Source organism: Amycolatopsis lurida (genome assembly GCF_900105055.1).
Lineage (GTDB): Bacteria > Actinomycetota > Actinomycetes > Mycobacteriales > Pseudonocardiaceae > Amycolatopsis > Amycolatopsis lurida.
Genome location: NZ_FNTA01000002.1, coordinates 420,925 through 445,551 on the forward strand (window position 1 = coordinate 420,925; position 24,627 = coordinate 445,551).

25 protein-coding genes are annotated in these 24,627 nt (G+C 69.0%); 12 read left to right on the forward strand and 13 right to left on the reverse strand.

The window, feature by feature from the left end:
* Position 1: 1 nt before the first annotated feature.
* A complete protein-coding gene (locus tag BLW75_RS02085; RefSeq protein WP_091596533.1) occupies positions 2-976 on the reverse strand; it encodes an Acg family FMN-binding oxidoreductase in 975 nt (324 codons plus the stop codon).
* 130 nt (positions 977-1,106) lie between these two features.
* Between BLW75_RS02085 and BLW75_RS02090 the strand changes: the two genes are divergently transcribed.
* On the forward strand, positions 1,107-2,849 hold the full coding sequence (locus tag BLW75_RS02090; protein WP_034307626.1) for a GAF domain-containing sensor histidine kinase: 1,743 nt from the start codon (positions 1,107-1,109) through the stop codon (positions 2,847-2,849).
* Between the two features lie 6 nt (positions 2,850-2,855).
* Here the strand turns inward: BLW75_RS02090 and BLW75_RS02095 are convergent, their stop codons facing one another.
* Entirely contained in the window at positions 2,856-3,152 is a 297-nt protein-coding gene (locus BLW75_RS02095) for a dsRBD fold-containing protein (protein WP_034308013.1), read from the reverse strand.
* 169 nt (positions 3,153-3,321) lie between these two features.
* Here BLW75_RS02095 and BLW75_RS02100 point away from each other — a divergent pair, with 169 nt between their 5' ends.
* Positions 3,322-4,266: an Acg family FMN-binding oxidoreductase gene (locus BLW75_RS02100; RefSeq protein WP_395766703.1), complete on the forward strand. Its 945-nt coding sequence runs from the start codon at positions 3,322-3,324 to the stop codon at positions 4,264-4,266.
* A gap of 78 nt (positions 4,267-4,344) precedes the next feature.
* Entirely contained in the window at positions 4,345-5,304 is a 960-nt protein-coding gene (locus BLW75_RS02105; protein WP_034307620.1) for a DUF6528 family protein, read from the forward strand.
* A 168-nt stretch (positions 5,305-5,472) separates the two neighbouring features.
* Here the strand turns inward: BLW75_RS02105 and BLW75_RS02110 are convergent, their stop codons facing one another.
* Both BLW75_RS02110 and BLW75_RS02115 read right to left on the reverse strand, forming a co-directional pair.
* On the reverse strand, positions 5,473-6,462 hold the full coding sequence (locus tag BLW75_RS02110; RefSeq protein ID WP_034307618.1) for an alpha/beta fold hydrolase: 990 nt from the start codon (positions 6,460-6,462) through the stop codon (positions 5,473-5,475).
* Positions 6,463-6,526: 64 nt separating this feature from the next.
* The gene (locus tag BLW75_RS02115) at positions 6,527-7,504 is read right to left on the reverse strand and encodes a GlxA family transcriptional regulator (RefSeq protein ID WP_034307616.1); all 978 of its coding nucleotides are present in this window, start codon (positions 7,502-7,504) and stop codon (positions 6,527-6,529) included.
* 341 nt (positions 7,505-7,845) lie between these two features.
* Between BLW75_RS02115 and BLW75_RS02120 the strand changes: the two genes are divergently transcribed.
* Positions 7,846-8,451, forward strand: a complete 606-nt coding sequence (locus BLW75_RS02120) for a hypothetical protein (protein WP_034307614.1) — start codon at positions 7,846-7,848, stop codon at positions 8,449-8,451.
* A 1-nt stretch (position 8,452) separates the two neighbouring features.
* Here the strand turns inward: BLW75_RS02120 and BLW75_RS02125 are convergent, their stop codons facing one another.
* Positions 8,453-9,268: a helix-turn-helix transcriptional regulator gene (locus BLW75_RS02125; RefSeq protein ID WP_034307611.1), complete on the reverse strand. Its 816-nt coding sequence runs from the start codon at positions 9,266-9,268 to the stop codon at positions 8,453-8,455.
* Positions 9,269-9,376: 108 nt separating this feature from the next.
* On the opposite strand from BLW75_RS02125, the gene BLW75_RS02130 reads away from it, so the two are divergent.
* Positions 9,377-11,026 carry an AMP-binding protein gene (locus BLW75_RS02130; protein WP_034308011.1) on the forward strand — a complete coding sequence of 550 codons (1,650 nt, stop codon included), beginning with the start codon at positions 9,377-9,379 and terminating at the stop codon, positions 11,024-11,026.
* Here the strand turns inward: BLW75_RS02130 and BLW75_RS02135 are convergent.
* The gene (locus BLW75_RS02135; protein ID WP_034307609.1) at positions 10,983-13,052 is read right to left on the reverse strand and encodes an AMP-binding protein; all 2,070 of its coding nucleotides are present in this window, start codon (positions 13,050-13,052) and stop codon (positions 10,983-10,985) included. The genes BLW75_RS02130 and BLW75_RS02135 overlap by 44 nt on opposite strands.
* 244 nt (positions 13,053-13,296) lie before the next feature.
* On the opposite strand from BLW75_RS02135, the gene BLW75_RS02140 reads away from it, so the two are divergent.
* Positions 13,297-14,037 carry a flavin reductase family protein gene (locus BLW75_RS02140; protein ID WP_198935682.1) on the forward strand — a complete coding sequence of 247 codons (741 nt, stop codon included), beginning with the start codon at positions 13,297-13,299 and terminating at the stop codon, positions 14,035-14,037.
* On the opposite strand, the gene BLW75_RS02145 is transcribed toward BLW75_RS02140, so the two are convergent.
* On the reverse strand, positions 13,986-14,918 hold the full coding sequence (locus tag BLW75_RS02145; RefSeq protein ID WP_241783369.1) for a P-loop NTPase fold protein: 933 nt from the start codon (positions 14,916-14,918) through the stop codon (positions 13,986-13,988). The two genes, BLW75_RS02140 and BLW75_RS02145, sit on opposite strands and share 52 nt — an antisense overlap.
* Positions 14,919-14,924: 6 nt before the next feature.
* Here BLW75_RS02145 and BLW75_RS43360 point away from each other — a divergent pair, with 6 nt between their 5' ends.
* Together BLW75_RS43360 and BLW75_RS02150 are read left to right on the forward strand one after the other, a co-directional pair.
* On the forward strand, positions 14,925-15,149 hold the full coding sequence (locus BLW75_RS43360; RefSeq protein ID WP_241783367.1) for a hypothetical protein: 225 nt from the start codon (positions 14,925-14,927) through the stop codon (positions 15,147-15,149).
* 165 nt (positions 15,150-15,314) lie between these two features.
* Positions 15,315-16,565, forward strand: a complete 1,251-nt coding sequence (locus tag BLW75_RS02150; protein ID WP_034308002.1) for an MFS transporter — start codon at positions 15,315-15,317, stop codon at positions 16,563-16,565.
* Here the strand turns inward: BLW75_RS02150 and folE are convergent.
* Positions 16,555-17,151, reverse strand: coding sequence for a GTP cyclohydrolase I FolE (gene folE / locus BLW75_RS02155; protein WP_034307606.1), 597 nt, complete (start codon positions 17,149-17,151; stop codon positions 16,555-16,557). The two genes, BLW75_RS02150 and folE, sit on opposite strands and share 11 nt — an antisense overlap.
* 134 nt (positions 17,152-17,285) lie before the next feature.
* Here folE and BLW75_RS02160 point away from each other — a divergent pair, with 134 nt between their 5' ends.
* Entirely contained in the window at positions 17,286-18,011 is a 726-nt protein-coding gene (locus BLW75_RS02160; RefSeq protein ID WP_241783411.1) for a helix-turn-helix transcriptional regulator, read from the forward strand.
* A gap of 5 nt (positions 18,012-18,016) precedes the next feature.
* Here BLW75_RS02160 and BLW75_RS02165 read toward each other — a convergent pair whose 3' ends face one another.
* Together BLW75_RS02165 and BLW75_RS02170 are read right to left on the reverse strand one after the other, a co-directional pair.
* On the reverse strand, positions 18,017-18,469 hold the full coding sequence (locus tag BLW75_RS02165) for a carboxymuconolactone decarboxylase family protein (RefSeq protein WP_034307604.1): 453 nt from the start codon (positions 18,467-18,469) through the stop codon (positions 18,017-18,019).
* A gap of 97 nt (positions 18,470-18,566) precedes the next feature.
* Positions 18,567-18,986, reverse strand: a complete 420-nt coding sequence (locus BLW75_RS02170; RefSeq protein WP_091596539.1) for a DUF1761 domain-containing protein — start codon at positions 18,984-18,986, stop codon at positions 18,567-18,569.
* A gap of 48 nt (positions 18,987-19,034) precedes the next feature.
* On the opposite strand from BLW75_RS02170, the gene BLW75_RS02175 reads away from it, so the two are divergent.
* The gene (locus BLW75_RS02175) at positions 19,035-19,709 is read left to right on the forward strand and encodes a winged helix-turn-helix transcriptional regulator (RefSeq protein ID WP_034307602.1); all 675 of its coding nucleotides are present in this window, start codon (positions 19,035-19,037) and stop codon (positions 19,707-19,709) included.
* Between the two features lie 29 nt (positions 19,710-19,738).
* Here the strand turns inward: BLW75_RS02175 and BLW75_RS02180 are convergent, their stop codons facing one another.
* Positions 19,739-21,115, reverse strand: a complete 1,377-nt coding sequence (locus BLW75_RS02180; protein WP_091596541.1) for a cytochrome P450 — start codon at positions 21,113-21,115, stop codon at positions 19,739-19,741.
* 99 nt (positions 21,116-21,214) lie between these two features.
* Between BLW75_RS02180 and BLW75_RS02185 the strand changes: the two genes are divergently transcribed.
* Positions 21,215-21,811 carry a TetR/AcrR family transcriptional regulator gene (locus BLW75_RS02185; RefSeq protein ID WP_034307599.1) on the forward strand — a complete coding sequence of 199 codons (597 nt, stop codon included), beginning with the start codon at positions 21,215-21,217 and terminating at the stop codon, positions 21,809-21,811.
* On the opposite strand, the gene BLW75_RS02190 is transcribed toward BLW75_RS02185, so the two are convergent.
* Positions 21,729-22,523 (reverse strand): glycosyltransferase, encoded by a 795-nt coding sequence (locus BLW75_RS02190; RefSeq protein WP_034307597.1) that lies wholly within the window; start codon positions 22,521-22,523, stop codon positions 21,729-21,731. The two genes, BLW75_RS02185 and BLW75_RS02190, sit on opposite strands and share 83 nt — an antisense overlap.
* 2 nt (positions 22,524-22,525) lie before the next feature.
* Entirely contained in the window at positions 22,526-23,155 is a 630-nt protein-coding gene (locus BLW75_RS02195) for a class I SAM-dependent DNA methyltransferase (RefSeq protein ID WP_034307595.1), read from the reverse strand.
* 124 nt (positions 23,156-23,279) lie between these two features.
* Here BLW75_RS02195 and BLW75_RS02200 point away from each other — a divergent pair, with 124 nt between their 5' ends.
* Positions 23,280-23,624: an MmcQ/YjbR family DNA-binding protein gene (locus BLW75_RS02200; RefSeq protein WP_034307991.1), complete on the forward strand. Its 345-nt coding sequence runs from the start codon at positions 23,280-23,282 to the stop codon at positions 23,622-23,624.
* Positions 23,625-24,627 lie beyond the last annotated feature (1,003 nt).

Here is a 24,627-nt window from a genome sequence, read left to right on the forward strand (position 1 = left end):
CTCAAGCGGAAATGAGCGTGTCGAGCAGCATGTCCTCCAGCGGGCGCCGGGGAGTCCACGGCAGCGACGACCCGTAACCGACCCGCAGCAGCACCTGCGGCCACACCCCGCAGCCGAGGAGACGCCGGAGCTCGGCACGTGCCTTGCGCACCATGATCGGCGGCGAGATGAACGACGCGTCCAGGCCCGCGCAGGTCGCGGTCAGCAGGGCCCGTTGCAGCGCCTGGCCGGCTTGCAGTCGGTCGAGCCGTTCGTCGGTCAGCGATCCGATCACCACCACGAGCGGGGACGCCGTGCTGCTGTGAGGTTCGCCGAATTCGTCGAGGAGCCAGCTTTCGTCGGCGGGGGAGCCCTCCATCGCGTAGGACGGCACCCCGTCGCGAGTGCTCGCGTCCAGACCGGTCCAGCGGCCGAGTTCGGCGATGAACGCGGGATCGGCGAGTTGCTCGCGGCGGGCACGGGCGGTGAGATCCCGTAGCAGCCGGCACTGTTCGGCGTCGAGGCGCGACATCCACGCGTGCTCGAGTTCGGTCGCGTGACGGAGCGCGGTGAGCGTGGTCTTCGGGACGACGTCGGACACGAACGGCCGCCGGTTGGTCCGACGGCGAGGGATCGCGCGGGCCAACCCGACGACCTTCGGATCCGGGGTGCGCTCGGCAAGCGGCCGGACGACGGCCAGCAGATCGGGATCGGCGCGGCTCGGCATCAGGGTCGTCGCCGGATGGAAGCCGAGTGCGTGAATCGCCGTCCGGAGCGTGAACAGGGCGGCACCGCACGAGAGAACGATTTCCCGGCCGTCCGGATCCGTGGCGGGCAGGATCCGGCGCGGATCGGCGTGGACTTCGATCCCGGAGCCGGTACATCGGAAGAGCCACGGCTGGGTGTTGTGCGTCGATGGGGCCAGCGTTGCCGACCGGAGCACGGAATTCACCTGTTCGGAGTTCAAGCGTCCGACCCTGGTGACTTGTATGGTCATGATTTCCCCCGCCGCCGCGCCACGGGCAATAAGGTTGTCTCGTGAGACGGTCCCCGCCCGCGGTACGGGGCCGAAAGAGGAGAAAGTCACCACGGCCGCGACTCGTCCCGATCTTCGGAGGCGCAGCAGGATGTCGGCTCATGACCGGCTGGGCGGGAACGACGACCGGATCACCGGTGCCCTTTCCCAGCTGCGGGTTCGTGAGGTCCTGCGGGACCTCCAGGACCGCATCGAACGGCTCATCGGCACCCGCGACAAGATGGACGGCCTGCTCGAAGCGGTGCTCGCGGTCGCGTCGGGGCTGGAGTTGGACGCGACGCTGCGCCGGATAGTGCAGGCGGCGATCGAACTCGGCGAAGCCACTTACGGCGCGCTCGGGGTGATCGCGGACGACGGATCGCTCGCCGAATTCGTCTATCTCGGCATCGACGGCGAGACGAAGGAACAGATCGGGCATCTCCCGAAGGGGCACGGGCTGCTGGGTTTCGTCATCGACGAGGCGAAACCGGTGCGGCTGGCCGACATTTCGCGACATCCCGCGTCGGTCGGATTCCCGCCTTGTCATCCGCCGATGCGTTCGTTCCTCGGGGTGCCGATCCGGGTGCGCGACGAAGTGTTCGGAAATCTCTACCTCACCGAGAAACGCGGGGAGAGTTTCACCGACGACGACGAGGTGGTCGTCCAGGCACTCGCCGCCGCGGCCGGGATCGCGATCGAGAACGCCCACCTCTACGAGCAGACGCGGATCCGCCAGCGGTGGCAGGCCGCGACCAGTGAGGTGACCACGGAACTGCTGGGCGGAACCGATCCCGTCGACGCGCTCAACCTGATCGCGGGCCGGGCGCTGGAACTCACCGGGTCGGATCTCACCCTGCTGGCGCTACCCGGTCCCGGACGGCTCGACGTCAGCCCGGACGGGGAGGACGAGGCCGACGAACTCACCATCGCCGTCTGCGCGGGCGCACGGGCGGCGGACCTGACCGGTGTGCGGATCACCGTCGCCACTTCGTTGCCGGGGGCGGTCTACCGTGACCGGACCCCGCGCAGTGTGCCCGAACTCGTGCTCGGCGACGAAGGGGAGTTGTGCCTCGGCCCGACGCTCGTCGTGCCGCTCCGGGCGCGGGAGCGGACGTCCGGCGTGCTGATGGCGGTGCGGAACCCGGGCGCCGTCCCGTTCGAGCTCGCCCAGTTGCCGGTGGTGGCCTCCTTCGCCGACCAAGCCGCGCTCGCGCTGCAACTGGCGGCGCGGCAGCGCACGGCCAGGGAACTCGACGTACTCGCCGACCGCGACCGGATCGCCAGGGATCTGCACGACCACGTGATCCAGCGGTTGTTCGCGGTCGGCCTCGCGATGCAGAGCACCCACCGCCGTGCGGACTCGCCGGAACTACGGCGGCGGATCGGCGAAAGCATCGACCAGATGCACGAGATCGTGCACGAGATCCGCACGGCGATCTTCGATCTCCACGGCGGCGAGGCGGGCCAGCGGGGAGTGCGGCTGCGGCACCGGCTGTACGACTCGATCGCCGAACTCACCGACGACACCCCCACCCATCCGACGGTCAGTCTGTCCGGGCCGCTCGACTCCATTCCGCTCGCCTTCGCCGAACACGCCGAAGCGGTGGTGCGGGAATCGGTCGGCAACGTGGTCCGGCACGCGCGGGCGAGCGCGGTTTCGGTGAGCGTCGCGGTGAAGGACGACGTCCTGCGGATCGTCGTCACCGACGACGGTACCGGGATCTCCGGTGAGCCGGGCGGGCCCGGCGGGTTGCGGAATCTGCGCGATCGCGCGGAAAGAGCGGGTGGGACCTTCCGGGCGGAGACGAAGGAAGGGGGCGGAACCAAGGCCGAGTGGTCCGCCCCCTTGCGCTGACCGCGGTCAGTTCGTCGACTGGGCGGTGAGGATCCCGTCCACTTCGACCGAGCGGGCGACGTCGGAGGCGACGGTCTCCAGCAGTTCGGCGGTGAGGTCGGAAAGCGCCCGGGTCACCGCGAGATAGGAGCCGATCTGGGAGGCCGAACCGTTTCTCAGCCCGGCCTCCGCGATTCCGACACCGACGAACTCGCCACCGTCTTCGAGCCGGAGCAACGCTTCCGCGCGCACCCGGTACGGCTCGTGCTGCAGGGAAACGTCGATCGTCCACTTGTCCGTCATCGTCGGCTCCGTTCCGGTCATCGAGACTCCCATCACCGCCGTTCGTGGCACAGGGTCCTTGGTCCTCGCTCCCGGAATCGGGGGCGAAAGTCCTCGGAATTCGTGACCGGCGGCCGTTGCGGTCGCCGGGTACCCCGGCCGAAGGTGGACCAACCCTCGTCTTCGGAGAGAGACCACGATGAGAATCCCGTTGCCGACTCACGTAGATCAGGCGGTGGCGGCCGCCGTCCGCGCGCCGTCCCCGCTCAACACCCAGCCGTGGCGGTTCGTCGTCGACCGGGACCGGATCGAGGTGTGGCTCGACCGCGGCAGGGTGCTCCGGATCGCCGACCCGGACGGCCGAGAGGCGCGGCTGTCGTGCGGCGCGGCGATGTTCAACCTGATGATTTCGTTGCGGGCCAACGGCAAGACCCTTTCGCTGCGGGTGGTGCCGAAACCGGACGAACCCGATCTGCTCGCCGAACTCGAGATCGATGGCGACCGGTTCTCCTCGCCGGAGGAGCGAAGGCTGGCCGAAGTCGTCTTCCGGCGGCACACGAACCGCCGTCCTTTCCTGGACCGGCCGGTGCCCGTGTGGGCGCGGACGACGTTGCGGGCGGCCGCGCTCGTGGAGGGCGGGCTGCTGGAGCTGTTCGGGCGTGGTGACCGGGCGAACGCGATCGCGCGCGTGCTGCACCGGGCCGAGGCCGCGCAGGCGCGCAACGGCGCGTTCCAGGCGGAGGTCGCGTTGTGGACCAGGCGGACGGCGAACGCGCCGGACGGCGTGCAGGCACCGACCGGACCACCGCCCGCGCACCGTATTCCCGCGCAGGAGTCCTTCGTCACCGCCGAGCCCGAGGGCGGTGAGCCGGTGCTCGGCGCGGTGCTGACCGCGGACGGCGGGCCCGCCGCGGATCTCCGGGCGGGCATGGTGCTGCAGCGGGTCCTGCTGACGGCGACGGCCGCCGGCCTCGCGACGTCGTTCGTCGGCAGGCCGTTCGAAACCCCGGAGACCCGGGCCGCGATGGACCGGATCTTCGCCGATCTCGGCCGGCCGCACACGGTGTTGCGCTTCGGGTACGGCCGCCCGGTGCCGATGACGGCCCGCCGCCAGGTCGGCGAAGTGCTGCTCCGGCGGTCCGAGGCGAGCCTCTGACCTGGGATCATCTCGTCGACATCCACGTTTCGGGCCGCCGCCATCTGTCCGTCACCCTGGACGGGTTCGGTTCTCCCCATGAAGATCATGCGAAAATCCTTGGCGGCGCTGGCCGTCGTGGGCCTGTCGGTCGCGGCGTCCGCGCCGGCGGTGGCGGACACGGGCGCACGCGATCGCGGGTCGATCGTCATCACCGAGCAGGCGTCCAAGCGGATCCTGGTCCTGCCCGCCGACCGGGCCTCTTGGCAGAACCGGAACGTGAGCTGGGCGTGGGCGCCGAACGCCGCCAACGGGCTGGCGGACCTGGTGGGTTCGTGGAGCAACCCGAGCGACGCGAAGCTCGCCGAGCGAGGTGGCGAGAAGTACCTGCTGACGTCGGCGTCGGGCGGTTTCGCCGCCGTCGTGCCGTATCCGGCGGGCGACCGGGCGTACTGGGCCGCGAACGTGGGCGGGCCCGCCAACCCGCACAGCATCGAACTGCTGCCGGACGGGAACGTCGCGGTGGCGGCCAGCACCGGTGGCTGGGTGCGGGTCTACACCGCTTCGCAAGGGCAGCGTTCGACGACGTACACGGAGTACCGGCTGGTGGGGGCGCACGGCGTGGTGTGGGACGGCGGGCGGAACGTGTTGTGGGCGCTGGGCACCGACGCGCTCGTCGCGTTGAACGTCGGCGGCTCGCCCGCCGCGCCGGTGCTCACCGAGCAGCGGTCCGTGGCGGTGCCGAGCAAGGGCGGGCACGACCTTCAGCCGGTCCCGGGTCGGCCGGATCTGCTGTGGGTGACCACGGAAGCGGGGGTGTACCGGTTCTCGAAGACGAGTGGCGGGTTCAGCCGGCGCTACGCGGGCGCGCGGGAGATCGACCGGCCGCATGTGAAGAGTGTGTCGACGAACCCGCGGACCGGGCAGATCCTGACCGCCTCGGTGCAGGAAGGTCACCTGTGCACGTGGTGCACGGACACCGTCCGGCTGGCCTTTCCACGCGCCGAGCTGGCGCTGCACGGCGCGTGGATCTACAAGGCCCGCTGGTGGATCGGTTGAGCTGAACTTCCGTGTCGGTACCGGCCGTTCGGGGGGCTGCCCGGCCGGTACCGACACACCAGAGAAGAGGGGAACCCGGCGCGAGAATGACGCGCGACCGCGTCTTTCACCTGACCGAGTGAATCGGTCCGTTCGTCGGGCGGTGTTGACCCATTCGGGGTATACGCCTCACCCGAGAAAGGTCCGTAGCTCGTCGATGACCGTCCGCGGCTGCTCCTCCGCGACGAAGTGCCCGGAACCGGAGACCTTCCGCACCCGGACGTCGACCGCCTTCGACGGAAGGACCGCGGCGAGATAGTCGTAGTTGAACTCCGAGCCCAGCCCCAGCATCGGGGCGGTGATCTTCGCGTAGGCCTTCTGATCCTCGATGTCCGTGCCGAACGCCTGGTACCAGCCGTTCCCCGCGCGGATCGCGTCCGGGCGGTCGTACGCGGCGGCGTAGATCGCCCGGTCCCTGGCCCCGATCGAGGCCGGATCGGCCGCGAGATGGTCGAACATCCAGTCGACGAGAAAGCGCGACCGGCCGGTCAGCAGCTGTTCGGGCAGGGCCGCGACCTGGTTGAAGGCGAACCACCAGACGTTCACCGGTTGCCCGGGCGGAGCCAGCATGGGGAGCTGGTACAGGCTTTCGTCCGGGTGTGAGACGTCCATGAGCGTGACGGTCTTCGTGGCTTCGGGGTGGTTGGCGGCGAAGGCGAACGCGACCATGGCGCCGATGTCGTGCCCGGCGATATGCGCCTGCCGGAGGCCCAGCGTGCGCAGGAGTTCGAAGATGTCGCGGGCCATCGTCTTCTTGTCGTATCCGCCTTGCGGTTTGCCCGAGCCGCCCATGCCCCGCAGGTCGACGGCGATGACGCGGTACCGCTTCGCCAGCTCCGGCATGACCTTGCGGTACTGCCACCACGTCTCCGGCCAGCCCGGCAGCAGGATCAGCGGCTCGCCCCGGCCACCGGCGACGTAGTGCAGCCGGGTCCCGTTGACGTGGGCGTATTCGCTGCGGAAACCGCCGGAGAGGGACCGGGCGAGTGCCGCGTCGTCGGGAGCGCCGGACTGGGCGGCCTCGGCGATGCCACCCGAGGCCACCAGCGCGGCCGCGGCCCCCGCCCCGAGGGTGAGCATGGACCGGCGGTTGAGGAAGGAACGGCTGTCTTCGGTCATGTCCTCATCGTTGCCGGACCGAGGTGCCGGCCGTGAGCGGTGTTTTCGCCAACCGAGGTTCGTTTCAGGACAGGATGGGTTCGGGCACGCCCAGCCTGGTCCCGAACGTCTCCCGGTAGGACACCGGCGTGACCCCGACCTGCCGCCGGAAATGCGGGCGGAGCGCGGCGGACGAGGAGAACCCGCAATACCTGGCGATCTCGTCGACCGGGAGATCGGTCGATTCGAGCAGTTGCTGCGCGCGGATGACGCGCTGGTGGGTCAGCCAGGTGCCGGGCGCGGCACCGGTGATCTCGCGGAACCGGCGATCGTAGTTGCGCCTGCTCATATGCGCCCGCCTGGCGAGTTCGTCGACCGGGAGCGCCGTGTCCAGCCGGGTCAGCGCCCAGGCCATCGTCTCCGACACCGGGTCGCCGTCGTCGAGGTCCGGCATCGGCGACTCGATGTACTGAGCCTGCCCGCCGGGCCGGTGCGGCGGGACGACCATGCCCTTCGCCAGCCGGTTCGCCACCTCCGCGCCGCACCACGAGCGGATCAGATGCAGGCCGAGATCCATGCCCGCCGCGCCGCCGCCCGAGGTCAGGATGTCGCCGTCGTCGATGTAGAGCACCGATTCGTCGAGACGTACGGCCGGGAACCGGGCCGCGAGCAGCGGTGCCATCGCCCAGTGCGTGGTCGCGGGGCGCCCGTCGAGCAGCCCGGCGGCGGCCAGGACGAAGGCGCCGCTGCACAGTCCGGCCACCCGGGCTCCCCGGTCGTGGGCCGCGCGGAGCGCCTCCAGAGCGGCTTCCGGCGGATCCTCCATCGGCGACCGCCAGTTCGGTACCAGCACCAGATCCGCGTCCCGGACCGCGCCGAGGTCTTCGGGGACCGGCACGGTCAGCCCGCCGCCTCGCAGCGCGGTCCCCGGTTCGCCGCCGACGACCCTGAGGTCGAGGTCGGGCAGCTCCCCGAAGGCCGAAGCCATCTCGAACACGCCGAACGCGAAGGACATCGCGCCGAGCGACGCCCCGTTGAAGACCACCACGGCCAGCCGTCTCATGGGCGGATTGTAGGGATTCTTGAGCGGTGAAGAGTGTCCATGAGGGATTTTGGACGTTCAATGTCCTAATCCTTCATGGACACCCCTGCGCCGTCCCCACCACTTTCGAGACTGACCGGCTTCTCAGGTGACTAAACGGACGACACGCGTGATCAGACGGACGACACGCGTGATCAGACGGACGACACGCCCGTGGCCAGGGCTCCGCCGTGAGCCGTCCATCCAATCACGCGTGTCGTCCGTCCAATCACGCGTGTCGTCCATCCAGACACGCGTGATCGACTGTCCGAAGGGGACGGTAGATTCCTCGCGCACAGGTTGCTCGGGGGAAGGAAGCGTCGATGTCGTACCCACAAGGGCCGCAGTGGCAGCAGGCCCAGCCCCAGCACCAATACCCGCAACAGCAGTATCCCCAGCAGCAGTACTCGCAGCAGGGCTACCCTCCGCCGGGTTACGGCGGGCCTCAGTACCCGGGACCGCAGCCGCCGAAAAAGGGCAACGGCCTGCTGATCGGGATGATCGCCGGCGGTGGCGCGCTCGTGGTGGTCGTCTTCGTGATCCTCGCGTTCGTCGCGCCCGGTTTCCTGCTGAGCGACAGCAAGTCCTCGAACTCGGCGAGCGGGTCGGAGGCTCCGCTGCACCTCAATTGGGGCTCGGTGCTGGCGGGCAAGTTCATCCTCGCGGTGTTCGGTGACGAGCCCGAGAAGGCCGCCGAGTCGGCCTGCGCGGACGCCAAGGACAAGGTCCGCAAGGCGGTGAAGGAATACGGCGCCCGCAACGCGTCGCTCACCGCGCAAGAACCGCGCGCGGCGGGTCCGGATCTGATCGTGGTGACGATGACCGGCACCCTGGACTCCAGCGAGAGCTTCACCGGGACGATGGAGGTGCGGCGGGAGGCAGGCGACAAGTACTGCATCTCGTCGATCTCGCCCGTGCCCGCGGGCTGAGTCAGGGAAGCAGGCCCATCCGCCGCGCGTGCGTGACCGCCTGCAACCGGGACGTCGCGTCGAGCTTGCGCATCGCGTCCCGCAGGTAACTCTTGACCGTCTCCGCGGTCAGCCCGAGCCGGTGCGCGATCTCGGCGTTCGTCAGGCCGAGTGCGACGAGCGCGACGGTGTCCAGTTCCCTGGGCGCCAGGCGCACCACCGGGGAAGCGGTGCCGGTGAGGTTGTCGCACACCGCGTCGAGGCGGTCACGGAGAACGTTGTCGGTGATCTGGCCGGAGAGCGCCCGGAGCTCGCCGTAGACCTCTCGCAGCCGTTCGCGCGGCGCGGCCTCCTCGCGGTGTTCCGCCAGGGGCTGGGCCTCCGCCAGCCGCTTCTCGATCTCGTCCTCGACGGCCAACGTCTGTTCGAGATCGCGCGCGGCGTGCAGGGCGGCGGTGATCGTCCGGTCGGAGAGAGTGGCCTCGTCGCGCAGGCCGCCGTAGAGGACGGCGCGGACACGGCGGCGCACGACGACGGGGATCGCGACCACCGAGTGGATGCCCTCGTCGCGGACCGGCTCGTCGTAGTCGTGACTGATCGTGGTGGCGCTGTGATAGTCGTTGGCGACCACCGGCCGGGTCAGCGCGAGCGCCTTGCCGCCGAGTCCGCGGCCCGCGCGGACGGACAGGCCGTTCAACGCGGTGCCGCGGTTGCCCAGGAACGCGGTCAGCCGCATCCGCGGTGACGTGCCGGCGACCCCGGCGAACCCGACCGGCAGGCCGGTGTCGCGGCGCAGGTCCGAGACCGCGCCGAGGAGCTGGGCGTCGTCGACCGGCATCGGCTCACCCTCCTTGGTGATCCCCCTGGATCGGGGGTGGTGGACGGATCGGGTCCGCCCGCACGATTTCCGGAACTGTACGCCTTCGCCAACGTCCCGGGAGAAACGATGACCGAAGCTCACGTCCGGCGGCTGCTCGAGGTCTACGACGACGAGGGGGCCTGCGCGGCGACGCTGTTGTGCGGCCGGCATCCGGCGGAGGCGGTCGCGTTCACCGTGGTCGAAGCGGACCTGACCAGCCACGAGCTCACCTACGGAGAGCTGCGCGAGCAGTCGGAACGCTTCGCCGGGGCACTGCTCGGCCTCGGGGTCGGGCCGGGGGACCGGGTCGCGACGTTGATGGGCAAGTCGGCGGAGCTGGTCGTGGCGCTGCTGGCGATCTGGCGGCTGGGCGCGGTGCACGTCCCGCTGTTCACGGCGTTCGCGCCGCCCGCCATCGCGCTGCGCGTCACCGGCAACGACACGAAGGTCGTCATCGTCGACGCCGGTCAGCGCTCGAAACTGACGCCGTCCGCCGATCTGCCGGACGACCCCGCGCGGCGGATCGTGGTCGTCGGGGACGGCGAGGCGGGCGATCTGTCGTTCCGAGAGATGCTGGCCGACGCCGCGCCGCTGCCGGGAGCCGCGGCGACCGGCGGGTCCGGCGTCCTGGTCGAGCTGTTCACCTCCGGGACAACGGGAACGCCCAAGGCCGTCCCGATTCCTCTCCGTGCGCTCGCGGGTTTCCAGGCGTACCAGGACTTCGCGCTCGACGTCCGCGCCGACGACGTCTTCTGGAACGCCGCCGACCCGGGCTGGGCCTACGGTCTGTACTACGCGATCATGACACCGATGGCGACCGGCAGGCGGAGTCTGTTGCTGCACGCGGGTTTCTCCGCCGAACTGACGTGGGCGGTACTGGAGCGGTTCGGCGTCACCAACTTCGCCGCCGCTCCGACGGTGTATCGCGCGCTCCGGAACTCGGCCGCCCCGGTGCCGGACGGCCTCCGCCTGCGGCACTGCTCTTCGGCGGGGGAACCGCTGACCCCGGACGTCCTGGAGTGGGCGTCGGCGAAGCTCGGCGTCGGCGTTTACGACCACTATGGACAGACGGAACTCGGCATGGTGGTGGGCAACGCGTGGCATCCGGACCTCCGCTCGGAGGTCAAGCCCGGCTCGATGGGACGGGTCCTGCCGGGCTTCGCGGTCGAGGTCCTCCGCGAGGACGCCGATGTGGTTGCCGAGCCGGGGGAACGCGGACGCGTCGCCGTGGATCTCCTGGCGAGCCCGCTGGTGTGGTTCCGGGGCTACCGCGACGCGCCCGAGCGCACCGCCGCGCGCTTCAGCCCCGACGGCCGCTGGTACTACACCGGCGACGTGGCCGCCAAGGACACCGACGGTTACTTGACCTTCGCCTCGCGGGACGACGACGTCATCCTGATGGCGGGCTACCGCATCGGCCCGTTCGACGTGGAAAGCGTTCTGCAGCAGCATTCCGCCGTGGCCGAATGCGCCGTCGTCGGTGTCCCGGACGCGTTGCGCGGCGAGGTGGTCGTGGCGTACGTGGTGGCGCGGGACGGCGTCTCAGCCGACACGGAGCTGGTGGCGGAGTTGCAGCAGCTGGTGAAGACCCGGTTCGCCGCACACGCCTACCCGCGTGAGGTCCACTTCGTACCGGAGCTGCCCAAGACGCCCAGCGGGAAGATCCAGCGGTTCCTGCTGCGGGAGCGGCATGCTACTGATCGATCGGCCAGGTCTCGTCCCGCAGCAACCGCTTGAGCACCTTGCCGGTCGCGTTCCGGGGCAGCTCCTCGACGAAGTACACGTCCCGCGGAACCGCGAAGCGGGCCAGCCGGTGGTGGATGTAGGCGCGGACGTCGTCCGCGCTCATGCGGGCACCGCGTTTCGGCACGATGTAGGCGGCGAACCGTTGCCCGAATTCGCGATCCGGCACGCCGATCACCGCGGCTTCGTGGACGCCGGGCAGGGCGACGATGGCCTCCTCGACCGGGCGGGGGGACACGTTCTCCCCACCGGACACGATCATCTCGTCCGCCCGGCCGGTGACGAACAGCCGTCCGGCCGCGTCCTGATAGCCGACGTCGCCGGTCGCCATCATGTTCTCCGCGCGGGGCACGCTGGCGCCGTCGGTGTAGCCGTCGAAAAGCATGTCGTTGCCGACGAAGATCTGTCCCTCCCAGCCCGGCGGGACACGGTTGTGGTCGTCGTCGAGGATGGCGACGCGGGTGCCGGGCGGGCAGCGGCCGGCGGTGGTCGGCGCGGCGCGCAGGTCCTCGGGCGTGGCGATGCTGGCCCAAGAAACCTCGGTGGAGCCGTAGAAGTTGTAGAGCACGTCGCCGAAGGTGTCCATGAACTCGGTGACGATCGTGCCAGGCAGCGCGGATCCGCTGCTGGCGACGATCCGCAGCGACGACAGGTCGTAGCGGGCGCGGATCCGTTCCGGCAGATCGAGGATGCGCTGCAACATGATGGGAACGGCGAACAGCACTCCGCAGCGGTGTTCGGCGATGGTCCGCAGTATCTCTTCGGCGTCGAACCGGCGGATCAGCGACAAGGACGCGCGTACGGCCATCCCGATCTGCAGGCCGGCGAGCCCCCAGCTGTGGAACAGCGGTGCGGCCACCACGAACCGGTCGCCGGAGTGGAGCGGGATGCGGTCGAGCATGGCGGCCGACGTCGACAATCCCTTCGGGGTGGGACGGCGCGCGCCTTTGGGGGTTCCCGTGGTGCCCGACGTGAGGACGACCAGCCTCCCGATCCGGTCCACCGGTTTGAGTTTCGTCGCGGGCACCCCGGCGATCAGCTGATCGATGGTCGGGTAACCGTTCTCGGTCTCCGGCCAGGTGGACAGCCGCAAGAAATCACCGGGGATGCCGGCGATGATCCGCGAGAACTCGTCGTCGGCGAGCACCGCGACCGGTTTGTGCAACCCGATCACGTCCGCGACCGCGCCGGCGGAAAGCCCGGTGTTGAGCAGGATCGCGTCCACCCCGAGTTTGCTGCACGCGATCAGTGACTCGACCATCGCGGCGTGGTTGCGGCACAACAAGGCGATCCGGTCGCGGGCGCGGACTCCGCGGGCCGCGAGCGCGTTCGCGAGCTGGTTGCTGCGATCGGCCGTCTCCTTGAACGTCCGGACGTTGCGTTCGTCGTGCAACGCGACGTCATCGGGTACGCGGGCGGCGTTGGCCGAGTAGCCACCGGCGACGGTGGCTCCCCATTGCGACAACGAGGTGAGCTGCCGGGCGATCTTGTCCGGGCGGGCGGCGGCGAGCACCCCGGCCTTGATCAGCGTGCTCGCGGTGTGCAGGGTGGTGGCCTTGGTATGCGCCGGTTCCTCCTGGGGCGACGCCGCCCGGCCCGAAAGGTGCAGATCGATCCGGCGGGCCGTCGCGCGGACGGCGCGTTTGAAGGACGCGGCGGACACCGGATTGGCGTGCGGTGCCGGAAGCATCAGCTGGGCGGCGAGTTCCGTGCCACCGCCCGAATCCTGCCGCAGCTCGACCGAGACCCAGATTCCGTCGTTCTCGACGCCGCACCACACGACGTGCTCACCCGGCCGCCAGACTCGGGCCTCGATGTCACCGACGACGAGTGTTCCCGGCCGCGGCTCCAACCGGACGAGGCATTTCGGACCGCGCCCGCGTTCGGCGGGGCGCTGGATCTCGCACCAGCTGATCTCGGCGACGAACCTCGAGTAGGACTCGGGATCGCCGATCACTTCCCAAACCTGGCCGGGGGAGTGCCCGAGAATCGAGCTCGCCTGGACCACATCGTCTCGCATGCGATTCGCCTCACCACGCGCGTTCGGGTGTTGACCGGGCCCTGCCGGCGCCTCCTTCGTCGTTCAAGTTCGGCGAACCTACCAGCAATCGGCCGTACGCAATACTCCGAACGATCGCCTGCCAAGGAGGGGCGCCTCGGAAAGGGTAAGTGCTCCGGCGGTGCGAAGCCGTCCGCCGACGGTGTTGATCGCGACGTCCGATTTACGCCAGTCTCCGGCGCGCCAGGCGGCGAAGCTGGCGAACGTGACAGTTTCCACGACGGCGGCCGAGGCCGCGCATACCCGTATCGAGCCGGGAATCCTCTACTTCGGCACCCCGGTGGTGCTCCTTTCGACGGTCGACCAGGCGGGCGCCCCGAATCTGGCCCCGATGTCCTCGGCGTTCTGGCTCGGCTGGCGGGGGATGCTCGGGCTGGGCGCGAAAGCGAAGACGGCGCAGAATCTCATGCGTAACGGTGAATGTGTTCTGAATCTCCCTTCCGACGCGCTGGCGGCCGCCGTCGACCGGCTGGCGCTGACCACCGGATCGGATCCCGTGCCGGCCCGTAAGTACGAACGCGGCTACCGGCACGAACCGGACAAGTTCGCCCGCGCCGGTCTCACTCCGGTCCTCTCGGAGACGGTCCGGCCGCCGCGTGTCGCGGAATGCCCGGTGACGATGGAGGCCGTCGTCGAGGCCGTCCACCCGCTCGCGGAGGACGACCCGGAACAACGCGGTGGCGTGCTCGTGTTCGAGGTCCGCGTGCAGCGCGTCCACGTCCACGACGACGTGCGGATGCCGGGTACCGAAGACCGGATCGACCCCGACCGGTGGCGGCCACTGATCATGAGCTTCCAGAAGCTCTACGGCCTCGGCCCGCAGGTCCATCCGTCGACACTGGCGCGGATCCCGGAGCGGCTCTACCGGGGGCCCGACATCGAACGGTCGCGGGATCAGTCGTCACGGGCGAACGAGAACCGGTTCACCAGCGGCAGCCAGCGCTGAGAGGACGCCGCCAGCAGTGGCCACCCCTCGCCGGACAGGCCGCGTTCGAGCTTCGGCCGCAGTTCGTGGTCGTTCAGCGACGACACGATTTCGAGGGCGCTGTCGTCGGGGCCCGTTCCGTCGAGGTTCGCGAACCAAGCGACGGCCTCCGGGTGGCCGACGTGGATCGCGAGCAGGACGAGAACCGCGCGGAACGGCGCCTCGCGGTCACCGTCGGCGAGGAATCCGGCCAGTTCCTCACCGGCGAAACGCGCTCGGAGCAGGCGATACAGGTTCAGCAGTCGCTTCGCGGCCCGCGGGGACCGGATGAGCGGGGCCAGCGTCGGCAGGAAGTCCAGTTCCGCCTGTGAGATCACCAGTCGAGGAGGTCGGACGTCTATTGTGGACTGTTCGGACGACGGTTTCGGTACTTCCGTCCGAGGAGACGAAGCGACCGCGGCGAGGGGAGGACGGTCTCCGGTGGCCCGATCCGGGCCGGCGGGCGCCGTCGCCGGAGTGGTATCGGGGGCCTCGGTGTCGGCGAGCCCGCGCACGAGCCCCACGAACCCTGGATCGTCCATGGGGGACAACGTGAACGGCACCTGGAAGATCTTCTCGAGGTAGCTCTCGGCGAAGGATTCGGGCTCATCGCCGAGCATCTCCTCGTAGTGTTGCTCGACGGCCTTCTTGAGCCAGCGGGAGTCGACACCCACCACGACGACGAACACCGGCAGCGCCAGGAGGAGATGGATGGCCTCGAGGACCTGGACGACGACCCTTGGCGGACAGCGGTCGAGGTCGTCGATGTACAGCACGGTCCGTTCGATCTTCCCCGAACCGTGCGGTACCTCGGCGAGCATGGTCGCGAACGTTTCGAGATCCTTGCGCAGCAAGGAGACCACGCCCAGATGCTCGACGTAGTCGGCGACCCGGGACTCGGCGAACGACACGAGGTCCAGCCCGGGCGCGAGTTCGGCGACCGCCTTTTCGAGCCGGTCGGATTCGGCGTCCAGCTCGGCAAGGCGCCGCTCGGTTTCTTCGTCCTCTTCGGACAGATCTCGTGGACGAGGAGGGTGAACGGTGTGGTCTCGAGCGCGGACCTGAGCGGGGCGTCGATGTCCCTGGGCAGATAGGGCCCTGGCTTCTCGCCCGGCGCCTTGTTCATCAGCAGAATCGACGGATCGACGTCGCGCACCAGCACCATCCGTGCTCCCCTCCCAAGGCCGAACGGAAGGGCAGGCGCTCAGCTGTGGGTGAAACTCCGCATCCGTTCGGTCACCGGTCGCTACGTTGTTCTCATGACGGGGGAGCGGCTCGACGGCAGGTACGCGAAGCTCTGGGCGGCGAGTACGACGTCCGCGCTGGGCAGTGGTCTCGCGACGGTGGCGGCGCCGTTGCTGATCGCTTCCCGCACCGACGAACCGCTCGTGGTCTCGGGCGGGTTCGCCGTGGCGTGGCTGCCTTGGCTGCTCTTCTCACTGCCGGGCGGAGTGCTCGTCGACCGGGTGGACCGGCGCAAGCTGATGATCACCCTCGATTGGATCCGCGTACCCGTCGTCGCGCTGCTGGCCGTCGCGATCTCGATGGGGAACGTCAGCATCGCCTTGCTCTACGCCGTCCTCTTCGTGATCAACGCGAGCGAAGTCGTGTTCCGGACGGCGAGTGGGGCGATGCTGCCTTCGATCGTCCCGAAAGCGTTGCTGGAGCGGGCGAACGGGCGGCTGTACGCCGGGACGACGCTGACCCACGGCATGCTCTCGGGCCCGCTGAGCGGATTCCTGTTCGGCGTCGCGGCGAGCATCCCGTTCTACGTCAACGCCGGCACCTACGCGGTCAGCGCCCTGCTGCTCGGGTTGATCGCGGGCGCCTACCGATCGCGGCCCGGCGACGGCACCGGCGAGCCGGTCGTGCGCCGGTCGATGCGGTCGGAGGTGGCCGAGGGGTTCCGCTGGCTCGCCGGTCAGCGTCTGCTGCGGACCATGATCGGGTTGATCGGGATGCTGAACCTGACGCTCGTCGCGGCCACCTCGGTACTGGTGCTGCTCGCGAAGGAACGGCTCCAGCTGGGTTCGGTCGGCTACGGCCTGCTTTTCACCTGCATGGCGGTGGGCGGGCTGCTCGGCTCGGTCATGGGCGACCGGCTGATCGCCTGGTGCACGCCGACCTGGACGTTGCGGATCGGGCTGCTGATCGAGGCCGCGACCCACCTGGTGCTCGCGACGAGCACGAGCGCGGCGGTGGTCGGGGTGATCCTGTTCCTCTTCGGAGTGCACGGGGCCCTGTGGGGAATCGTCGGCAGTTCCCTGCGTCAGCGGCTCACCCCGCCCGACATGCTGGGCCGGGTCGGCAGCACCAGCCTGTTCATCATCGCGGGCGGCAACTGCGTCGGTGCGGTTCTCGGCGGGGCGGTGGCGTCGAAGTTCGGGCTGACGACGCCGTACTGGGCCGGTTTCGTGGTCGCGGTGGTCGTTTCAGCGCTCACCTGGCGGGTGTTCGACCGCGCGGTCGTCTCCGCGGCCTACGCGCAAGAGCCCGCTGTCAGCCGTTGATCCTCGTGAGCGCGAAGAACTCCTGGCGCGAACGAGCGTCTTCGCGCAGTGTGCCGAGCAGGGTCGAGGTGACGGTGCTCGACCCGACGGCCTGGACCCCGCGCAACGTCATGCACGAGTGCTCGGCTTCGATCACCACGCCGACGCCACGCGGTTCGAGCTGTTCTTCGAGCCAGTCGGCGACCTGCTTCGTGAGCCGTTCCTGAACCTGTGGACGGCAGGCGAAGTGCTCGACGATCCTGGCCAGCTTGGACAGGCCGAGGATCCGCTCGCCCGGCAGATATCCGACGTGCGCGACCCCGACGAACGGCAGCAGGTGGTGTTCGCAGACCGACCGGACCGGGATCCCCCTGGCGAGGACGAGTTCGTCGTAGCCCTCGTCGTTGGGGAAGGTCGTGAGGTCGAACGGCCGAGGGGTGAAGAGCTCGGCGTACGCGCGCGCCATCCGGCCCGGCGTGCCGCGGAGGCTCTCGGAGTCCAGCGAAATGCCCAGTGCGGTGAGGAGATCGGCGGCCGCGGCCTCGGCCGCCACCAGGTCCGGCCCCGGCCCGGATTCGTGCACGACGCGCAAGGCGGGAGTGGACATTGGGCCTCCTAGGCTGAACGCGATCCCCAGTGTATTAAACCAAGACTTTTGGGTGTTTTGGCACCCAGTGGCTCATCTTACATGGTAGATCGGCAGTCCAGAATGTTCCGCCGGTTGAGATAGGCGATATCGTGGTGAACGTGACAGTGCCCGACCTGCCCGACCCGGACGGCCTCGACGTCCCCGCCATCGCCGCGGTGGCGGCGCTCGACGACGACCTTCGTCGCGGCATGTACGCCTACGCCCGGCGTGCGAGGCGTCCTGTCACGCGGGACGAGGCGGCCGCGGCGGTCGGGATCTCCCGCAAGCTCGCCGCCTTCCATCTCGACAAGCTCGTCGCGGCCGGGCTGCTCAGATTCGGTTTCGCGGCCGGTCCGGTGGTGAAGGTGGGGCGCAGGCCGAAGGTCTACGAACCCGTCGACGAGGCCATCCAGGTGCAGCTTCCCGCCCGGCGCCACGAAATCCTGGCGGGCATTCTCGCCGAGGCCGTGCTGGCCGAGGGTAGCGGTGAGACCGCGCGAGAGGCCGTGCTGCGGGTCGCGACGGAGCGCGGTTTGGCGGTGGGCGAAGAGGAACGAGCGCGAACACGTCCCGGCAGGCTCGGCACGGAACGAGCGCTCACGGTGGCCGAAGGGGTACTTCGCCGCTACGGTTTCGAGCCCAGCCGGGACAGCAGGACCTGCGTCCGGCTGCGGAACTGCCCGTTCCATCCGCTGGCCGCGGAAGCCCCGGAGCTGGTCTGCGGGATCAATCAGGCCTTCCTCGCCGGTTTCCTGAACGGCGTGCGCGCCGGGAACGTGGAGGCGGCCCTCGTTCCCGGCGCGGCCGAGTGCTGTGTGGAGTTACGGCAGGCCGAGTAGGTCGCTCAGGCGGCGCCGGCGATCTGCCGGGTGGCGACGTTGAGCCGGTTCCAGGTGTTGATGGCGGCGATGGACAGGACCAGGCTCGAGAGCTGCTTTTCGTCGTAGTGGCGAGCCGCTTCGTTCCAGACCTCGTCGTCGACCGGGTCGGCCCGGTCCGCGATGCGGGTGATGGCCTCGGCGAGCGCGAGCGCCGCCCGTTCGGCGTCGGTGAAGTAGGCCGTGTCCCGCCACGCCGCCACGGTGAAGATCCGCTCGTCGGATTCGCCCGCCTTGCGCAGTTCCTTGGTGTGCATCTCCAAACAGCCGCTGCACCCGTTGATCTGGCTCGCGCGGACGTGCATGAGGTAGTGCGTGGTGTTCGGGACACCGGTGTCGCCGGTCGACTCAGCCAGCGCGATCAAGGCCTTCAGGGTAGCCGGGTTCGCGAGGGCGGGGTTCGGGATGCGGGTTTCCATACTGTTCTCCTTCAGGGTTTCCGTCTTGCTTCCACCGCACTGACGGACCCCGGAGCGGAGATGTGACGACCGTGCCCTGGCGCTTCGCTGCACGCTGCTACTGAAGCAACCCGATCGGAACCGCCATGCCCACGAACAGCACGAGCTGGTAAGCGCTGTTGATCACGGTCAGCCGAGCGGGCTTCTGCTCGAAGCCGTTGTGCTGCGCCAGGGTGGACAGCGAAAAACCCAGCCACGCCACGAATCCGACCGCCGGAGCGACCCAGAAGGAGTTCGTGGCGAAGAAGCCGGATGCGATGGAGCTGGCGGCCGCGAGTGCCAGAGCGGTGACGACGATCGACGCCACGAGGACGACGAACGGCTGCTTGCCGCCTCTCGCGGAGTCCTCCTTGGTCACGCCGGTCAGCTTCCGCCAGGTGCCGCCGACGAGGCCCCAGTCGCTGTACCAGATCCACGCGATCGCCATCCCGGCCACGATCGCGACCACGACGGGCGGCCAGGTGATGCTCAGCTCCACGGAAGCCCTCCTTTGCCCTGATCAGTGCAGTGGATATAATCAACCGCGATGGATAAAGTCAACCGACACTCGAAGAGTCCTCGAACCTACGGGCAGTTCTGCGCACTCGCGCGCTCCCTGGACGTCGTGGGTGACCGCTGGACCCTCCTCATCGTGCGCGAACTCCTCGCCGGCCCGATGCGGTTCACGGAGCTGAAGACCTCACTCAGGGGTATCGCGACGAATCTCCTGTCCGAGCGGCTGAAGACCATGGAGGCGAACGGGATCGTCGAACGTCGCCTCCAAGCCGCTGCCGTCGCCTACGCCCTCACGCCGTGGGGGGCGGGGCTTCGAGAGGCGATGGAGGCGCTCGGCCGGTGGGGCGCGCCGCTGCTGGCGACCGGCCAGGGCGACGATGCCTTTCAGCCGCGCTGGCTGACCCTGGCCCTGCCTGCGCTTCTCCGCGGCGCGACCAGTTCTCCGCCCGTCGAGCTCGGCATCGAGACGGACGGCTTCCTCATGGTCCTTCGGATCGACGACGACGGTCCGAGCGCATTCGTGCCCGATCGGGTACCGGCGTCGGTATTCACTGCCGCTCCCGACGTGATCGTCGCTCTGGTGGCTGGAACGATCGGCATCGAGCAGGCCGTCGCCGCCGGCGAATTCCGGGGCGACTTCACGGTCCTCCGAACCGCGTTCGTCACCGGTCGTGGGAAGGTGAGCCCGCCGACCGACGGCGACTGACCTCACGGGGAAGAGCCGAGTTCACCGGCTCAGGCGGACACCGTCGCTCGGTCGCGGAGCGAGACCTGCAGTTTGAAGCCCTCCGGCTTGAGGGTCAGCAGCTCCTGCACCTTCAGCCGATAGGACGGGTCGCCGCGCAGCTCGTACCGGCTCAGCACCATGCCGAGCACCAGGGTCGCCTCGTGCAGGGCGAACTGCCGCCCGATACAGGCCCGCTCGCCGGTGCCGAAGGGTTTGTAGACGTGCGCCGGGCGGGCACGGTTGCGTTCGGGGGAGAAGCGGTCCGGGTCGAACGACTCGGGATCGTCTCCCCACACGGGGTCACGGTGCAGTGCCGGAATGAGGACGAGCGCCCACTGCCCCTTCCGCATCGGGTACTCGCCGCCGACGACCGTGTCCACCTGCGCCTGGCGCGCGAACGCGGGCGCCGTCGGCCAGAGCCGGAGCGCTTCGTCGAGCACTCGCCGGACGTAGCGGAGCTTCGCGACTTCCTCGTAGGACGGGTCCGGGTTGTCACCCCAGACTTTGTCCACTTCGGACTGGGCGCGGGCCAGGACGTCCGGATTCCCGGCGAGGTAGTACAGCGCGAACGACAGCGCGCCCGACGTGGTTTCGTGCCCGGCGACGAGGAAGGTGATGATCTGATGCCGGATGTTGTCCTCGTCCAGCGCCTCGCCGGTGCTCGGCTGCGTGGTGTTCAGCATGAGGCCGAGGAGGTCTTCGGTGCTCGAATCGTTCCGGCGCGCCTCGATGACGTCGGCGACGACCGAGTGGAGGAATGCCAGGTTGGCTTCGTTGCGCCCGTTCGCCTTGCGGCTGAGGAGCGGGCCGATGACCGGCGGCTGGATCGCCCTTCGCTGGGCGTGCCGCAGCGTGCGGACCATCGCGGCGACGAACGGATGCGGCTCGGCGCGTGCGAACGAAGAGAAGCTGTAACCGAATCCCGTCCGGCCGATGGTCTCCAGGGTCAGCTTGGTCATGTCGTCCGCGACGTCGACCTCGCCGCCCCTGTCCCACGTGTCCAGCAGTTCGCGGGTGATCGCCAGCATCGTCGGGTGGTAGCGCTGCATGGCGTTGCGGCTGAACGCGGGCGCGAGGATCTCGTGTGCGCGCCGCCAGTTCGGCTCTTCGTTGTGTGCGGTGAACAGCCCGTCACCCCCGAGCGGGCGCAGGTTCGAGATCGCGGGCGTGATGTGCTTCGCGAAGCGCTTCTCGTCGGAGAGGTCGGCGACCATGTCGGCGCCGTTGACGAAGACGATGCTCCGGCCGAACACCTTGCGCTCGAAGACCGGGCCCAGCTCGGCGGCGTGCCGCATCGAGTCCTGGACCGGCGTTTTCGGCGACACGCCGAGCACGTCGCCGATGAGCGGAATCCGTCGCGGGGGATGGGGGAGAGCGGTGGCCATCGAGCCCCTCCTGATGAGCGCACTGTGCACTGTTGAACCGGCATCCAATAGCGAGCGTGGCCTGTTACTGAACTCGTGTCAAGTAAGTACGATGCGCGGATGGCGCCGAGTACTTCCGGGAAGCCCCGCAGCAGGCTGAGCACCGCCGAGCGGCGGGAACAGCTGCTGCGGATCGGCGCCCGCCTGTTCGCGGAGCGGCCGTACGACGACGTGTGGATCGAGCAGGTCGCGGATATCGCCGAGGTGTCCCGAGGGCTGCTGTACCACTACTTCCCGACGAAACGGGACTTCGTCACCGAGGTCATCAGGGCGGAGGGTGAACGGCTGCTCGAGATGACCAAGTCCGATCCCACGCTCCCCGTGGCGGAGCAGTTGACGGCCGGACTCGACGCGTATCTGCGCTACGTCGAAGCCAACGAGGACGGCTACCGGGCACTGCACTCGGGCACGTCGATCGCCGTCGACGGCGTCCGCGAAGTCCTGGACAACAACTTCGCCGAGCAGGGACGCCGGATCCTCGAGGTGCTGTGCCCGGACGACGAGCCGCCGGAGGCCCTGCGAGTGCTCGTCCGCGGCTGGCTGGCCTTCGTCGTCGCGGTCTGCCTCGACTGGCTCAAGTACCGGAAACTGACCCGGGACCAGATCCGGGATCTGTGCGCGAAGGCGCTGCTCGACATCGTCGACGTGCCAACATGACCTCGGCGCGTTCCTCGATCAGCTTCATCCGCGCGAGCCGCTCGCCGTCGTCGTTGTGCGCCGCGGACCGGGTGACCTGACCGGCCCACTTCCGGTAGAACATGCCGCACGCGGAGACAAAGTAGCCGTCTGAACAGGCGTTGGCGGCGAGGATCAGCCCGGTGTCCTCCGACGCGGGCAGCGCCATCCAACCGCCCAGTTCCAGCAACAGGTCGCGGCGGATGCACAACGTCCCGGCCACCACCGACGACACGTAGCCGTTGCGCTGCCAGTGGCGCAGGATCGCGCCGCGTTCGATCCGGCCCTCCTCGGGATCGCTGTCGACGCCAGCCGTGGTCCCGTCGGGAAGGAGGTCGAGGACCCGGCAGGTCGTCCAGCCGATCTCGGGATCCTCCAGCGCCGCGATGTCGCGTGCGAGCGCGCCGGACGCCAGGAGGTCGTCCGCGTCGAGTGCCTTGATCAGCTCGCCGGAGGCGCGGGACAACGCCATCATCCGCGCGACTCCGGGGCCGCCCCGGCGCCCCGAGCCGGGCAGTACCCGCTCGTCCGCGGGGACGACGCCGTCGAGCAGACCCGTCTCGCCGTCCTCCTGCACCAGCCATTCCCAGGCCCAGCCCGGCGGGAGTTCCTGTGCGGCGAGGGATTCGTACGCCTCGGTCAAGTACCGCAGGCTCGGCGGGTGGACCGGGGTGATCACGCTGACGACCGGCATGCTCACTCCGGGCGGCGGGCGAGGATCAGCAGGTGCTCCTCCGGCGGTGTCCCCGGCTCGTCCGCGGTGAAGAGCTCCGAATGGGTTCCGGTGACCTCCAGCCCGGCCGCCTCGACCCGACGCACGAGGTCGTCCGGGGCGAAACTGGTCTCGAGGAAGGTGCGGCCGAAGAACTCCGCCGGCACGTCTTCGGCGTCACGCGGAACGGTGACCAGCGCGAAAAGCCCACCCGGCACCAGCCAGCCCGCGATGTCCGCGAGCACGGCTTCGGTGTCCTTGCGCGGCATCTGGAGGAACGGGAAGAAGGCGCAGACGGCCTCCCACGACTCGGACGGCGAGGCCCACTCACGTACGTCGGCGTGGACGAAGGTGGCGGCTGGAACCTGCTCGCGAGCGAGCCCGATCATCACCGGCGACACATCGAGCCCCGTCACCCGATGACCGGCGGAGGAGAGGTCCTCGGCGACCGGCCTGCCGGTCCCGCTGCCGATGTCGAGCACTCTCGACGACGGCGGCAAGGTGTCCAGCAGATGCCGCACCGCCCTGTCGACCGCTGGCGCCCGCCCGAAGACGTCTTCGTAGGCGGAACCGATGGCGTCGAACAACTCTGCCGCCGTGACCGGTCGGTCCATCGCACAGCTCCCCGGATCGAGTGGATCTCCCTCCGGCGAGGCTACCGATCGACGTCCTCAAAGGACGGGCCCACCCGGGCCCTTAGACTGGAGCCGACGGAGTTACTGGGGTTTGGGGTTCAAGATGAGCGTGTCGAGTGACGAGTTCCACCGGATGCTGAAGTCGCTCGCCGACGTCGAGCGATCCGACGCGAAGGAGTGGGAGTCGTTCAGCGTGCGCGGGAAGCGGTTCGGCTACTACTGGCCGCGGACCCAGACCGTCGGACTGAAGCAGACGCTCTCGGAACAGGAAGCCCTCGTGGCCGAGCGGCCAGACGTCTTCGAGGTGCAGTTCACGGCCGGAGGATTCGGCTGGGTGGTGGTGTACCTCGATGGTATCGAATCCGACGAGCTGAACGAATTGGTCTACGAGGCATGGCGGCTGTCCGCTCCCGAAGAACTGATCGATCAGGTTCCGCCGCCTTGCTGAGCGATCCCGCATTCGTGTGTTGACGCGCGTCACTTTTTTCGGGGGGAACATTTTCCGGGTCGTGGCGTTGTAGAGAGTGTCGGTACGGATGGTGCCCCCGGGCCTCACCCTTCGCCTTCATGGAATACCGGTTCGGCCGGAGCCATGTCGTGCCTTTCGCCGAGAGGCGGCCCACCGTATCGGCCTTTGCTCCCGCTTCCGCTCGCAGGTGACCCCCAGACCTTCGCTGAGCGGGAGCGGGTCTTTTTCGTCCGACCGGCAGTCGGGTTGACGCACGTCACCTGCTCGTCGGGAACATTTTCGCGTGTCGGCGCGTTATATCAATTGTTGGCTCCCGCTTCCGCTCGCAGGTAACCCCCAGACCTTCGCAGAGCGGGGGCGGGTCTTTTTCGTACATTCGAGTGTAGACGCGGGTCACACCGATTCGGGATCGGTGCCGGGGAACATTTCGAACGGCCGTGCGTTGTAGAGAGTGTCGGTACGGATGGTGCCCCCGGGCCTCACCCTTCGCCTTCACGGAATACCGGTTCGGCCGGAGCCGTGTTGAGCTTTTCGCCGAGAGGCGGCCCCCGTACCGGCCACAAACTCCCGCTTCCTGCTCGCAGGAACCCCCAGCCTTCGCTGAGCGGAAGCGGGACCTTTTCCTTCAGCCGATCGCCGGTTCGACGGCTTTTGTTTGGGTTCCGAATCGTCTCGAGCGTGATCGGGATGCACGGTCGGTGGTCCGTGAAGGCTTCCTCCTACCTTGAGGGTAGTGAAGGGGCTCTTCGCTACGTGCTCGCGTGGTCGGAGGGCGATCTCACGTGGTTGGAAGCCGACCTCGCGTCATCTGGTGGAGATCCTGGTCCGGACACAAAAGTGCCGCCAACTTGCCTGCGGGACCACGTCGCGCTTGTAGGTGTGTGCGTCAAGTGCGGGTCTGGCAAGGTCGCGATCAGGACGTTGACAGGGCGCCTTTGAGTCGTTAGTCGGGTTCGCCGGATCTGTGGGCATGGCGAGGGGC

What these genes read in the sequence shown, in the direction of transcription:
- BLW75_RS02085 (WP_091596533.1), bottom strand. Translation starts at nt 976, where the DNA reads ATGACCATACAAGTCACCAGGGTCGGACGCTTGAACTCCGAACAGGTG.
- BLW75_RS02090 (WP_034307626.1), top strand. Translation starts at nt 1,107, where the DNA reads ATGTCGGCTCATGACCGGCTGGGCGGGAACGACGACCGGATCACCGGT.
- BLW75_RS02095 (WP_034308013.1), bottom strand. Translation starts at nt 3,152, where the DNA reads ATGACCGGAACGGAGCCGACGATGACGGACAAGTGGACGATCGACGTT.
- BLW75_RS02105 (WP_034307620.1), top strand. Translation starts at nt 4,345, where the DNA reads ATGAAGATCATGCGAAAATCCTTGGCGGCGCTGGCCGTCGTGGGCCTG.
- BLW75_RS02110 (WP_034307618.1), bottom strand. Translation starts at nt 6,462, where the DNA reads ATGACCGAAGACAGCCGTTCCTTCCTCAACCGCCGGTCCATGCTCACC.
- BLW75_RS02115 (WP_034307616.1), bottom strand. Translation starts at nt 7,504, where the DNA reads ATGAGACGGCTGGCCGTGGTGGTCTTCAACGGGGCGTCGCTCGGCGCG.
- BLW75_RS02120 (WP_034307614.1), top strand. Translation starts at nt 7,846, where the DNA reads ATGTCGTACCCACAAGGGCCGCAGTGGCAGCAGGCCCAGCCCCAGCAC.
- BLW75_RS02125 (WP_034307611.1), bottom strand. Translation starts at nt 9,268, where the DNA reads ATGCCGGTCGACGACGCCCAGCTCCTCGGCGCGGTCTCGGACCTGCGC.
- BLW75_RS02130 (WP_034308011.1), top strand. Translation starts at nt 9,377, where the DNA reads ATGACCGAAGCTCACGTCCGGCGGCTGCTCGAGGTCTACGACGACGAG.
- BLW75_RS02135 (WP_034307609.1), bottom strand. Translation starts at nt 13,052, where the DNA reads ATGCGAGACGATGTGGTCCAGGCGAGCTCGATTCTCGGGCACTCCCCC.
- BLW75_RS43360 (WP_241783367.1), top strand. Translation starts at nt 14,925, where the DNA reads ATGCTCGACGTAGTCGGCGACCCGGGACTCGGCGAACGACACGAGGTC.
- BLW75_RS02150 (WP_034308002.1), top strand. Translation starts at nt 15,315, where the DNA reads ATGACGGGGGAGCGGCTCGACGGCAGGTACGCGAAGCTCTGGGCGGCG.
- folE (WP_034307606.1), bottom strand. Translation starts at nt 17,151, where the DNA reads ATGTCCACTCCCGCCTTGCGCGTCGTGCACGAATCCGGGCCGGGGCCG.
- BLW75_RS02165 (WP_034307604.1), bottom strand. Translation starts at nt 18,469, where the DNA reads ATGGAAACCCGCATCCCGAACCCCGCCCTCGCGAACCCGGCTACCCTG.
- BLW75_RS02175 (WP_034307602.1), top strand. Translation starts at nt 19,035, where the DNA reads ATGGATAAAGTCAACCGACACTCGAAGAGTCCTCGAACCTACGGGCAG.
- BLW75_RS02180 (WP_091596541.1), bottom strand. Translation starts at nt 21,115, where the DNA reads ATGGCCACCGCTCTCCCCCATCCCCCGCGACGGATTCCGCTCATCGGC.
- BLW75_RS02185 (WP_034307599.1), top strand. Translation starts at nt 21,215, where the DNA reads ATGGCGCCGAGTACTTCCGGGAAGCCCCGCAGCAGGCTGAGCACCGCC.
- BLW75_RS02190 (WP_034307597.1), bottom strand. Translation starts at nt 22,523, where the DNA reads ATGCCGGTCGTCAGCGTGATCACCCCGGTCCACCCGCCGAGCCTGCGG.
- BLW75_RS02195 (WP_034307595.1), bottom strand. Translation starts at nt 23,155, where the DNA reads ATGGACCGACCGGTCACGGCGGCAGAGTTGTTCGACGCCATCGGTTCC.
- BLW75_RS02200 (WP_034307991.1), top strand. Translation starts at nt 23,280, where the DNA reads ATGAGCGTGTCGAGTGACGAGTTCCACCGGATGCTGAAGTCGCTCGCC.